The organism is Streptomyces mesophilus (assembly GCF_011044995.1).
Taxonomy (GTDB): Bacteria; Actinomycetota; Actinomycetes; order Streptomycetales; family Streptomycetaceae; genus Streptomyces; species Streptomyces mesophilus.
This window is the reverse complement of the sequence record NZ_JAAKZW010000101.1, coordinates 16,406-27,445: the sequence shown is the minus strand read 5'-3', so window position 1 is coordinate 27,445 and position 11,040 is coordinate 16,406. Positions and strand designations below refer to the sequence as shown.

At 70.7% G+C, this 11,040-nt stretch carries 10 protein-coding genes; 6 read left to right on the top strand and 4 right to left on the bottom strand.

Going from position 1 to position 11,040, the window contains the following annotated elements:
* Both G6045_RS22585 and G6045_RS22580 read right to left on the bottom strand, forming a co-directional pair.
* Window positions 1–1,862: AAA family ATPase (locus G6045_RS22585; RefSeq protein WP_165333873.1), on the bottom strand; the 1,862-nt coding region annotated here is incomplete at its 3' end.
* 495 nt (window positions 1,863–2,357) lie between these two features.
* Window positions 2,358–2,963 carry a uridine kinase family protein gene (locus G6045_RS22580; RefSeq protein ID WP_165333872.1) on the bottom strand — a complete coding sequence of 202 codons (606 nt, stop codon included), beginning with the start codon at window positions 2,961–2,963 and terminating at the stop codon, window positions 2,358–2,360.
* A 229-nt stretch (window positions 2,964–3,192) separates the two neighbouring features.
* Here G6045_RS22580 and G6045_RS22575 point away from each other — a divergent pair, with 229 nt between their 5' ends.
* Entirely contained in the window at window positions 3,193–4,551 is a 1,359-nt protein-coding gene (locus tag G6045_RS22575) for a peptidase C39 family protein (protein WP_165333871.1), read from the top strand.
* Window positions 4,552–4,564: 13 nt separating this feature from the next.
* Here G6045_RS22575 and G6045_RS22570 read toward each other — a convergent pair whose 3' ends face one another.
* The gene (locus G6045_RS22570; RefSeq protein ID WP_165333870.1) at window positions 4,565–5,023 is read right to left on the bottom strand and encodes a GNAT family N-acetyltransferase; all 459 of its coding nucleotides are present in this window, start codon (window positions 5,021–5,023) and stop codon (window positions 4,565–4,567) included.
* Between the two features lie 194 nt (window positions 5,024–5,217).
* On the opposite strand from G6045_RS22570, the gene G6045_RS22565 reads away from it, so the two are divergent.
* From G6045_RS22565 to G6045_RS22550, 4 genes are all read left to right on the top strand, one after another.
* A complete protein-coding gene (locus tag G6045_RS22565; protein ID WP_328707866.1) occupies window positions 5,218–5,412 on the top strand; it encodes an SCO1431 family membrane protein in 195 nt (64 codons plus the stop codon).
* A 235-nt stretch (window positions 5,413–5,647) separates the two neighbouring features.
* Window positions 5,648–6,820 carry an acyl-CoA dehydrogenase family protein gene (locus tag G6045_RS22560; RefSeq protein WP_165333869.1) on the top strand — a complete coding sequence of 391 codons (1,173 nt, stop codon included), beginning with the start codon at window positions 5,648–5,650 and terminating at the stop codon, window positions 6,818–6,820.
* Between the two features lie 549 nt (window positions 6,821–7,369).
* A complete protein-coding gene (locus G6045_RS22555; protein ID WP_165333868.1) occupies window positions 7,370–8,488 on the top strand; it encodes a DUF7064 domain-containing protein in 1,119 nt (372 codons plus the stop codon).
* Between the two features lie 54 nt (window positions 8,489–8,542).
* The gene (locus G6045_RS22550; RefSeq protein ID WP_165333867.1) at window positions 8,543–9,646 is read left to right on the top strand and encodes a phosphotransferase family protein; all 1,104 of its coding nucleotides are present in this window, start codon (window positions 8,543–8,545) and stop codon (window positions 9,644–9,646) included.
* Between the two features lie 25 nt (window positions 9,647–9,671).
* On the opposite strand, the gene G6045_RS22545 is transcribed toward G6045_RS22550, so the two are convergent.
* Window positions 9,672–10,109, bottom strand: coding sequence for a hypothetical protein (locus G6045_RS22545; RefSeq protein ID WP_165333866.1), 438 nt, complete (start codon window positions 10,107–10,109; stop codon window positions 9,672–9,674).
* Window positions 10,110–10,599: 490 nt separating this feature from the next.
* Here G6045_RS22545 and G6045_RS22540 point away from each other — a divergent pair, with 490 nt between their 5' ends.
* Window positions 10,600–11,040 carry an Lrp/AsnC family transcriptional regulator gene (locus G6045_RS22540; protein WP_165333865.1) on the top strand — a complete coding sequence of 147 codons (441 nt, stop codon included), beginning with the start codon at window positions 10,600–10,602 and terminating at the stop codon, window positions 11,038–11,040.

Genomic DNA, 11,040 nt, shown 5'->3' with positions numbered 1-11,040 from the left:
TCCCCCGGCCCCCGCCCCGACAGCACCTCTCCGTACGCCTGCATCAGATCCGGCAGCCGCAGTGTCGCCAGGTCCTCGACGCTCGGCTCGCCCGGGTATCCGGACAGCCGCAGATCCCGGTAGGCGCAGCTCTTCTCGTACAGCGTGCGCAGGAAGCGGCCGTTGCCCAGCTCGTCGATCCACCCCTGGTCGACCACATGCCCGCTGATCGAGCGCAGCTCGTCGAGCGACTCGGCATCCCACCGATCGCCGTTCTCGGCCGCGAGCACCTCGCCGATGGCGGTGAGTTCGAGCGGCCGGTACGAGGGGAAGTCCACGCGGGTCGTGAAGCGCGACGAGAGCCCGGGGTTGGCGGCGAGCAGCCGGTCCATGCCCTCGGGGTAGCCCGCGAGGATCACCACGAGGTGGTCGCGGTTGTCCTCGGCGCGCTTGAGCAGCACCTGCAGCGCCTCGTCCCCGTACGCATCGCCCTTGCTGTAGCCCGAGTTGGACAGCGCGTACGCCTCGTCGACGAAGAGCACCCCGCCGAGCGCGGAGTCGATCAGCTCATTGGCCTTGACCGCGGTCTGGCCGAGGAACTCGCCCACCAGATCGGCCCGTTGGGCCTCCACGAGGTGATCGCCGCCGAGCAGTCCGAGCGCGTAGAAGACCCGGCCGAGAATGCGGGCCACCGTGGTCTTGCCGGTGCCTGAGGGGCCGGAGAAGACGAAGTGCCGTTTCGGCGGCTGGACGGGCAGCCCCTTGTCGGCCCGGAGCCGGGCCATCCTCAACTGGGCGGAGAGCGCCTTGACCTGGCGCTTCACGGGTTCGAGACCGACCATCCGCTCCAGCTCGGCGAGCGCCTCCTGCAACAGCGCCGGATCGGCCGGGCCGGTGGGCAGCGTCGGAGGGCCCGCCTGGGCGGGGATGAGCGCCTTCTCGCGTACGGCATCGGTCTCCGGCGGCTGACCGCCACCGGGCGGGTCGGTGTCCGTACCGACCTTCAGATCGCCGCCCTCGGTGCCGTACGCGGTGTCATAGCCGTCCGAGTAATCGGTCGCGTCCACGCCGGCCAGCGTGACGGAGCCGAAATCGCCGCTGTCGTCCGCGCCGTCGATCCCGTCGTAGTCGGCTATCGCCGCGAGCCGGGCGGAGGTGTCCATGAACGCCGGGTCGACCCGGTGCACCGCCCGGTACAGCGGCAGCGCCGCCGCGCTGCGCCCGGTGCCCTCATGGGCCCGCGCCAGCCAGTAGCGCAGCTCCTTGCGCTGCGGCTGCTCGCTGCGGCAGCGCATCAGGGCCGCCGCGAGCAGCGGTTCGGCCTGCCCGTACATCTCGAGCCGCACCCGGGCCATCCCGCCGAACAGACCGGCCTCGATCCCGAGGGCATGGTCGTCGATCAGCGGATCGGTGTGCCGGACGAGCTGCTCCCAGTCCTTGACCAGATACGAGCGGCACGCGTGCAGAAAGCGCACCTGCGGATCGGCGTCCACCGGAGGCAGTCCCGCGAGCGCGCGGTCGAGATCGGGCACATGGCGTCCGTCGAGCCAGTGGGAGGCGTGGGCGAGCAGCAGATCGCGGGGGCTTTCGAGGACCGGCTGGACCCACCAGCCCAGCCAGTACCAGGAGTTGAGGGTGCGGCGATGACGTGCGCGCTGCTCGCCGAAGCGGTCGCGGTGCCGGTACATCCGTAACAGCGCGGTCGTCGTGTCCACTCTCAGCGCATGGAGCCCCAGCCAGCCGTCGGCCATGCCGGGGTCGAGGCGCACCGCACTTCTGAACTCCTCCTCGGCCTGTGGATACGCGCCCATGGTGTAGGCGTCGACGCCTCGCAGCCAGGCCAGGTCGGCCGGAGCCGATGCGCCCTGCGTGCCGAAGTCCATCACGTCCCCCACAAACCTGCCCCCGTTGGTGCGCCGCCGGGCGACTGCCCGTCGGCGGCCTTCGCCGAACCGCCGTTCTGGTGCCGGGAGTTGACGTGGTGGCGATCATCCGGGCGGGCCCGGGGATCGCACCGAGAGGCATCGTACCTGCGCCTCGGGCGTCGGCCGTAGGGTGCCGCGCGAGTCGGCGGGGCAAAGCCGGAGGCACGGGGGGAGGCACGGGGGAGCACGCCCCGGGGCGCGAAATGGTCACCGAGGGTGAGCAGTTGAAGGCAAGGCGCGCACGCGAAAGGGACAAAGGGCAGAACGAAGCCCCCGATCACGGGGGAACAACCGGGGGCTTCGCGTCTGCGGGCGACCGGCTCGCGGTCGCACATTGAGAACGTAAGTCCTGTACGACCCCTCGGTCAAGCCGAGTTGGGGCACTCTCGGGAACCGTTTTCCGGCCGCGAGGCGCACCGCCGCCACGCCGTCACGTTCCGTGACGGATCGAGGTCAGGCTGCGCCCAACTCCGGTCCCGGCAGCACCTCATGCCCCTCGGGAACCTGTCGTACCAGGGCATCGGCGAACGGCCGGGAAGGATCCTCGGCGAAGTGCCGTTCCTCGGCCGGTTCCCACTGCTCCCAGAAATCGTGCTGCGCCACACCGTCGCGCTCACGTCCGCGCCGCCACGACTGCCCGGCCGACAGCTCCATCCACACAAGGCGCGCCAGCCACGGCCGCAACGCCCGCCGGCCGGCACCCACACCCTCGACGAGCACGACGGGCGCGGGCTCGATCGCCGGGCCGGGGTGGAAGCGGCGCTCGTTCCAGTCGTACGTGGCCGGGCGGGCGCTCCGGCCCGCCGCGAGCGGCTCCAGGACCTCGCGGGTGAAGCGGTCGGTCCAGTCGAAGAGCTCGGCATGGCTGCGGATGTCGTCGAGCGCGAGCACCGGCGCACCGCCCAGCTCGGCGGCCAGGCGCCGGGCGAAGGTCGACTTTCCGGAGCCCGCGTGCCCGTCGATCCCGATGAGCCGGACCGGTCCGCACGACGGCGCCGGCGCGCGCAGCTCGGCTGCGAGGGCGGCGAGTGGGCTCGGCGGGCGGAGGGAGTCGTTCATCGGCCTCAAGCCTACGGCGATCACCCCGGCTGCCCGACGGCGCCGCAGGTCACGCCAGTGGTACAGGCCAATATTGGTGGCGCGACGCGGGCCGAAACCCTGGCAGAAGCGGTCCGCGAACGGCCATAGTGGGCGCCTGTCGGGCATCCGTAGCGATGGATTCCGTCCGGATTCGCCTCGCCCGTGCCCTTGTCACCGCCGTTCGCGTCGTTCTGGACCAGGAGCCCCCATGACCTCCCCGCACCAGACCTCCCGCAGAACCGTCCTCGCCGCGGCCGTGGCCGTCGCGGCGGCCGGCGCCGTCTCACCTTCTTCGGCCGCCCCACGACGATCCGCGACGAAGCCCTCCGTGCAGGATCGCCTCGTGGACAACCGCTTCTGGACCTCGTACGGCGACTGGCGCGGTGGAACCGCGCAGGGCACCCGTGCCGTGCCCGGCGCCCGCCCCGGCCTCGCGATCGCGAAGCCCGCCGGCCTGCGCGCGTACACCGACCCGCATACCGGCACCGTCGCGAACTGGGAGTACGCGACCTGGACCAGCCCCACCCATCGCCTGTCCGTGCCGGCCACGGAGGTTATCGCCTCCTGGAACGCCGACACCCCCGCGGGTACCTGGCTGGAGATCGAGCTCCAGGGCACGTACTCCGACGGCACACCCACCCCCTGGTACGTGATGGGCCGCTGGGCCGCCGGTGACGCCGACATCCGGCGGACCTCCGTCGACGACCAGAGCGACGACAAGAGCTCGATCTGGACCGACACCTTCGCGATCGACGACCCGGCGACCGGTCTGCGCCTGGCCTCGTACAAGCTGCGCCTGACACTCCTGCGCAAGCCGGGCAGCCGCGTCACGCCCACCGTGTGGCGGGCCGGAGCCATGGGCTCCGATGTACCGGACCGCTTCGAGGTGCCCGCGTCGACGCCTGCTCTCGCCCGCGAACTGCCGGTGCCGCGCTACTCGCAGAACACCCACATCGGCCAGTACCCCGAGTACGACAACGGCGGCGAGGCCTGGTGCAGCCCCACCTCCTCGACGATGATCATCGAGTACTGGGGGCGCGGCCCGACCCCCGAGGACCTGGCCTGGGTGAACCCCGACTTCGCCGATCCGCAGGTCTGCCATGCGGCCCGGTACACCTTCGACTACCAGTACGACGGCTGTGGCAACTGGCCCTTCAACGCCGCCTACGCGGCCACGTACAAGGGGCTGCAGGGCGTCGTCACCCGGCTCGGCTCGCTGACCGAACTCGAGCGGCTGATTGCGGCAGGTATCCCGGCCATAACGTCACAGTCGTTCCTCAAGGAGGAGCTCACGGGTGCGGGGTACGGCACGGCCGGCCACCTCATGACCGTGATCGGCTTCACCGAGGACGGCGACGTGATCGCCAACGATCCGGCGTCACCCAGCAACGAGGCCGTACGCCGCGTCTACAAGCGCCGTGAGTGGGAGAACATCTGGCTCCGCACCAAGCGCTACAACTCCACCGGCAAGGTCGTCTCCGGCACGGGCGGGGTCTGTTACCTGTACTTCCCGGCCAGGCTGAGCGCCGTGCAGAAGGCCGCGCTGCGATCGGTCGGCATCAGCTGAGGAGCCGCCTGGCTCATCGGCCGCAGCGGTCCACGCGCTTCCAGGGCCATGCGGCGGTGAGCCAGGCGTCCACGGCGTCGGCGAGCGGGGTGTCGAGCGCGGCGCGGTCGGCGCGTACCCACGACTGCACCGTGACGTCGTGGTCCGCAGACGGCGTGGGGTACAGGTAGACGCAGCCGATGACGTCGTCGTCGGCCGGGTCGAGCACGGTGAAGGTGAACCCTTTGCGCGCGGTGAAGTCCTCGGCGTGGCGGCGCAGATCGGCGAGATTGGCCTCGGGTGACATCCCGTCGAGCGGCGGCCAGGAGCCGTCCGGATAGCCCGGGGTCGCCCGGATGTGCTCGATGCTCGACATCCATGCCGCGTGATCGGCGGCGTTGTGCCGCGGCCCCAACGGCTCGAGGCGGAACCGGTCGGCGACCAGTGACGTCGGCGGTACGAACCCGTCGGGTACGAAGGCTTCCGAATCCATGGCCGGAGGCTAGCGGTCGCCTGTGGCCCGCCGCATCGGGTTTCCCGGGCTCATCTGCCAGTCCAGGGCCCGGGACATTCGGGACCAAGTGGAGTACCCCACACATGACCTCCGTCTCTACCCCTGGGCCCTGCCGCAATGGCACCGTGGAGACGTCCTGGGGGGACACCAGGGACCATCACCGCAGTACCACCGTGAGCGAGACAGCCATGAACTCAAGCGCCCGAGTCAGCGCCCGCGCCGCCGCCACCACCGCCGAGGTCGCCGAGTACGTCCGCAGCCGCACCGGCGGGCCCAAGGACAACGGACCGAAGATCCTCGAGCACATCGCCGGCTGGACCCTCGTCGTCGTCCTGGCGATGTTCGTCTCGCAGACCGGGCTGCTCTGAGTACTGCTTTCGCGCCCTGAACAGGCGCCGCTCCCGCGGACTCCAGTGAGAGCAAGTTAACGGCCGTGAACCCGGTGACGTGCAGCGTTTCATCGGGCATACTCATCCCGCCACAGTCTCCGCCCCGGTTTCGCAACCCGTATCCGAGGCAAGGACTGAGCAGTCAGACCTCGGCGGCGCGGCCAACACCCTGAGCGCGCGCCCGCCGCAGCGCCCGACAGGGAGGAGTCTCGCCATGACCGTCCGAGCCCCGCAACCGGTGGACCGACAGCTGCCCACCGAGGAGGCCGCGGATCTGCTCATGCTCGTCCGCGAGCTGATCAAGGGCGAGATCGCACCCGGCGCCGCGGAACAGGAGGAGGCCGGCCGCTTCCCGCGCGAGGTGTTCTCGCTGCTCTCCGAGTCGGGCCTGCTCGGACTGCCGTACGACGAGGAGTTCGGCGGCGGCGAGCAGCCGTACGAGGTCTATCTCCAGGTGCTCGAAGAGCTCGCCGCGGCCCGTCTCACGGTCGGTCTCGGCGTCAGCGTCCACTCCCTCGCCTGCCATGCGCTCGCGAACTACGGCACCAAGGAGCAGCGCACCGAGCACCTCCCCGCGATGCTCGGCGGCGGCCTGCTCGGCGCGTACTGCCTCTCGGAGCCGTCCTCCGGCTCGGACGCCGCCTCGCTGCGTACGAAGGCCGTACGGGACGGCGAGGACTGGGTGCTCGACGGCACCAAGGCCTGGATCACCCACGGCGGGATCGCCGACTTCTACACGGTGCTCGCGCGCACAGGGGCAGAGGGCTCCCGGGGGATCAGCGCCTTTCTCGTGCCCGGCGACGCCGAAGGCCTCACGGCCGCCGTGCCCGAGAAGAAGATGGGCATGAAGGGCTCGCCCACCGCCCAACTCCACTTCGACGGCGTCCGCGTGAGCGACGCCCGCCGTATCGGCGACGAGGGCCAGGGCTTCGCGATCGCCCTGTCCGCGCTCGACTCCGGCCGGCTCGGCATCGCCGCCTGCGCGATCGGCGTGGCGCAGGCCGCGCTCGACGAGGCGCTCGCCTACGCGACGCAGCGGCAGCAGTTCGGCCGTCCGATCGCCGACTTCCAGGGTCTGCGCTTCATGCTCGCCGACATGGCCACCCAGATCGAGGCGGGCCGTGCCCTGTACCTGGCCGCCGCCCGGCTGCGCGACGCCGGACGGCCGTTCTCGCGGCAGGCCGCGATGGCCAAGCTGTTCTGCACCGACGCCGCGATGAAGGTCACCACCGACGCGGTCCAGGTGCTCGGTGGTTACGGGTACACGCTGGACTTCCCCGTCGAGCGTCTGATGCGTGAGGCCAAGGTGCTGCAGATCGTCGAGGGCACCAATCAGATCCAGCGGATGGTCATCGCCCGTCACCTCGCGGGTCCCGAGACTCGCTGAACTGGCCCGGCCCAGGGGTGTATTGACGCGGCGGGCGGCCACTCGCGCCCGCCGCCGACCCGAAGGGCTCTCCCGTCCCGAACGGCTCTCCCGATCCGAATTCCCCCGGCCGCACGATCGGCGCCGTGAGCCGCGTCCACTCCGGGTCGCGGTGGCCCGGCAGTGTCTTCCCCTTGCCCGCCCAGTTCCGCAGCAGCTCCCGGTAGATGGGCGGGTCGGAAGCGCGGACCGCACCATGGTCACCGGTCTGCTGAACCGATTCTCCGGCCGCGGGAACGTAGAGCGTGCGGCGGCGCCTGCCGAGTGCTTCGTGCAAGGGGGTCATGCCGGGCCAACGCGGCAAAAGTGCTCAGGACACCCCCGGAAGAATTCGCGGCTCAGTTCGGAGGGTGGCCCGGGCGAGGCGGCCGGTGACATCCGAAGCGCGGCGGACCGAGGTCTGACGACCGGTTACACGAGTATGGCCCCCCGCAGCGTAACTGACGTACCGTCATCTCCGCCGCAGGGGGCGCACGCCCTGCAACCGCCGTGTGTCCAGGGAGGATTGCCGTGGCAGACGACCGTCCGGTGCCGCTCGACGAGTACCCCGTCCACCAGGTACCGCTCTCGATGAAGCATGTCGCCACCGGCGACCGCAACGCGTACGACCGCTGCATCTTCCATCTCTTCGACCACGAGGGCCGGTTCCTGCTCATCCTCGGTCTGGGGGTCTACCCCAACATGGGGGTGATCGACGCGTACGCCACCTTGCGTATCGGCGACACTCTGCACGCCGTACGTGCGTCCGACGCACTCGGGGACGACCGGATGCGCCTGGAGGTCGGCCCGCTGAAGATCACGGTCGAGGAACCGCTGAAGCGCATCCGCCTGGAGTGCGCCGCCGAAGGGCCCGACTCCCTTGCGTACGACCTCACTTGGACCGCCGACTTCCCGGCCCTCTGGGAGCCCCACCACACCCAGCGCAAGGGCGACCGGCTCACCCTGGAGGGCCGCCGCTACGTACAGGCCGGGCGGCCCGAAGGCGTCATCCGCGTCGGGGGAGAGGAGATCGCGGTCGGCGCCGACAACTGGACCGGCACCCGTGACCGCAGCTGGGGCGTGCGGCCGATCCCCGGCGAGGAGGGCGGGCGGATCGGCGCCGAGGAGCGCACCGAGGGGTTCCACTGGCTCTGGATACCGGTGCGGTTCGACGACCGCTTCGTCATGGTGATCGCCCAGGAGGACGCCGACGGCTACCGGACCCTCAACGGGGCCGTGCAGGTGCGCGACGGCGAACGCGACGTCCAACTCGGCTGGCCCCAGGCCGACATCACCTACCGCTCGGGCAGCCGTCACCCCGAACGCGCCGTCGTCCACCTCACCGACGCCTCCCGCAAGCCGGTCGAGATGACGGTCGACTGCCTCACCTCGATCCCCCTGGCCGTGGGCGCCGGCTACCCGCCCGCCGACGACTGGCAGCACGGCACCTGGCGCGGCCATGGCTGGACCGACCGGCGCACCTATGGCCTCGCGGACCCGTCCGCGCACCCGCTCGCGGCGTACGGAGTGATCGACCACGCCGCCCGCTTCACCCTCGACGGCCGTACGGGCTACGGCATCTTCGAGCACGGGAGCTTCGGCCGCCACGATCCCTCCGGCTTCACCGGCTTCGACTCGGTCGCGCCCTGAACGCGCCTGTGCGGTCACGCCCTGAACGCGCCTGTCCACGAGAGGAGTTCGTCCATGGCCACGGCACCCCGCCCCCGCACGACCACACGCGATCCTGAAGAGCTCGGCCGCCTCCTGACCGCCTGGCTCTCCGCCCGGCTGCCCGGCGCGAAGGCGACCAATGTCACGGTCCCCGAGTCCAACGGCATGTCGAGCGAGACCCTGCTCTTCGACATCGAGCACCCCGAACCCCCGCTCACCGCCTGCGCGTTGCGCCTCGCGGCCGACCCCTCGGCGTACACGATCTTCCCGGTGTACGACATGGAACGGCAGCACCGCGTCATGCGGCTCGTCGGCGAGCACACCGAACTCCCGGTGCCACGCGTCCAGTGGCTGGAGCCGGACCCCGGCCCGCTCGGGGCACCGTTCTTCGTGATGGAACGCAAGGAGGGCCGCGTTCCGCCCGACGTCATGCCCTACACGTACGAAGGGAACTGGCTGCACTCCGCGAGCGACGCCGAGCGCGAGCGCCTCGAAGAGGCCTCCATCGTCCTGATCGCCAAGCTGCACGACCAATTCCCCGTCGAGGAGGCCGAGTTCCTCGCCTCGCCCGGCGACGGCAGTGCGCTGCGACGGCATGTCGAGGCGCAGCGTACGTACTACGAATGGGTCGTCCGCGACGTCGCCCGCTCACCCCTGATCGAGACGGCCTTCGACCGCCTGGAGGAGCTGTGGCCCGCCGACGAGGGCGAGGCGGTGCTCAACTGGGGTGATGCGCGCATCGGCAACATCATCTACGACGGCTTCGAACCTGCCGCCGTACTCGACTGGGAGATGGCCGCACTCGCCCCGCGCGAGGTGGACCTGGGCTGGACGATCTACCTGCACCGCTTCTTCCAGGACCTGACCGTGATGTTCGGCCAGCCCGGGCTCCCGGACTTCCTGCGCCGCGACCGCATCGAGGCCCGCTATGGCGAACTCACCGGCCACACGCCGCGGGACATGGATTTCCATCTGCTGTACGCGGCGCTGCGGCACGCGGTCGTGATGCTCCGCGTCGCCTACCGGCAGGTGCACTTCGGCGAGACGACCGTCCCGGCGGACCCCAAGGACGTGGACAAACTGATCCTGCACCACGCCAGCCTGGCGGCCATGGTGCAGGGCAGCTACTGGGATTGACGCTCCGTCAGCGCGCGGCGCCGTCTCAGGCGGCGCTGCGCAGCGAGGACGGCTTGATGGGACGCGAGCCCGGACCGCCCACGTGCGAGAAGGGCTGCGTCCGCCAGTCGAGCCCCTGGGGGAGCGTCAGAAGCAGCGCGGTGTCCTGCTCCTGGACTTCGAAGCCTTCCTCGGCGGGACGGGCGTCCGCTGCCGCCCGGCCCGTGCCCGAGCACGTGGTGAGCCCGAACGGGTTCCACGGAGTGGGGCACTTGGCGTGCTGCGGCAGAACGTCCTCGTCCGCGAGGAGCGCGATGGACTGTGCGCAGTCCGGGCAGATCACCCGGTACATCTCGAACGTGTCGTAGGCGTCCAGCTCTTCGGAACCGTCGACGTTCTCCGGTTCGACGCCCTCCGGTTCGGCTGCGACCGGCGCCTGCTGCTTGCTGCGGGCGCTGCGAACGGGGCGCTTGGGATTCTGCATGGGTACTCCCCCTGGAATGGGCCGACAAGGCGCTGCGGCCTCGACCACAGCAAGCACTTCCCGCCTGCTCGTGGCCCTAACCACGCCACCCGCGTGGACACGGTTGCAGAGGTGTGGCGTTCGTCACAAAGGGGTTGAGAGGTTCCGCCCGCGGCAGGCTCCTTCGGCCCGGTCCCTGCTCAGAGGCTGCCCATCACCGAGACGTACTGCTCCGCGCAGAAGGCGATGAAGCCCACGCAGAGAACGAAGAGACTGCCGATCGCGATCACGCCGCTGCGTCGCATCGGAGATGACACCTGCCCCAGGTCGCGGTGTGCGCACCCCGGGCGGGAGCGCGCCTCGAACACCCCCAAGCGTCCGCCTCCCACGGACCGCACCGCCACGGCCGATCGCCCCCGGCGCAGCGGGACCTTCGACGGTCCGTACCTCTGAAAAGCCCGTGCGGATCCCAGGTATCCCCGTGGATCACGGCCCTGTAGGTTCTTGCGCCATGGAGGACCTCGACCGCCAGATCGTGCAGCTGCTCGTCAAGGACGGGCGGATGAGCTACACCGACCTGGGCAAGGCCACGGGCCTGTCCACGTCCGCCGTGCACCAGCGGGTGCGCCGCCTCGAGCAGCGCGGCGTCATCCGCGGATACGCGGCCGTGGTCGACCCGGAGGCCGTCGGCCTGCCGCTGACCGCGTTCATCTCGGTCAAGCCCTTCGACCCCAGCGCCCCGGACGACATCGCCGAGCGGCTGGCCGGGGTCCCCGAGATCGAGGCCTGCCACAGCGTCGCCGGCGACGAGAACTACATCCTCAAGGTGCGCGTCTCCACCCCGCTGGAGCTGGAGGTCCTGCTCGGCCGGGTCCGCGCCCTCGCCGGGGTCTCGACGCGCACCACGGTCTGCCTCTCCACGCCGTACGAGGCGCGCCCGCCGCGCATCTGA

Excerpts from the sequence above, each read along its gene's own strand:
- G6045_RS22580 (WP_165333872.1), bottom strand. The coding sequence starts at position 2,963 with ATGAACGACTCCCTCCGCCCGCCGAGCCCACTCGCCGCCCTCGCAGCC.
- G6045_RS22575 (WP_165333871.1), top strand. The coding sequence starts at position 3,193 with ATGACCTCCCCGCACCAGACCTCCCGCAGAACCGTCCTCGCCGCGGCC.
- G6045_RS22570 (WP_165333870.1), bottom strand. The coding sequence starts at position 5,023 with ATGGATTCGGAAGCCTTCGTACCCGACGGGTTCGTACCGCCGACGTCA.
- G6045_RS22560 (WP_165333869.1), top strand. The coding sequence starts at position 5,648 with ATGACCGTCCGAGCCCCGCAACCGGTGGACCGACAGCTGCCCACCGAG.
- G6045_RS22550 (WP_165333867.1), top strand. The coding sequence starts at position 8,543 with ATGGCCACGGCACCCCGCCCCCGCACGACCACACGCGATCCTGAAGAG.
- G6045_RS22545 (WP_165333866.1), bottom strand. The coding sequence starts at position 10,109 with ATGCAGAATCCCAAGCGCCCCGTTCGCAGCGCCCGCAGCAAGCAGCAG.
- G6045_RS22540 (WP_165333865.1), top strand. The coding sequence starts at position 10,600 with ATGGAGGACCTCGACCGCCAGATCGTGCAGCTGCTCGTCAAGGACGGG.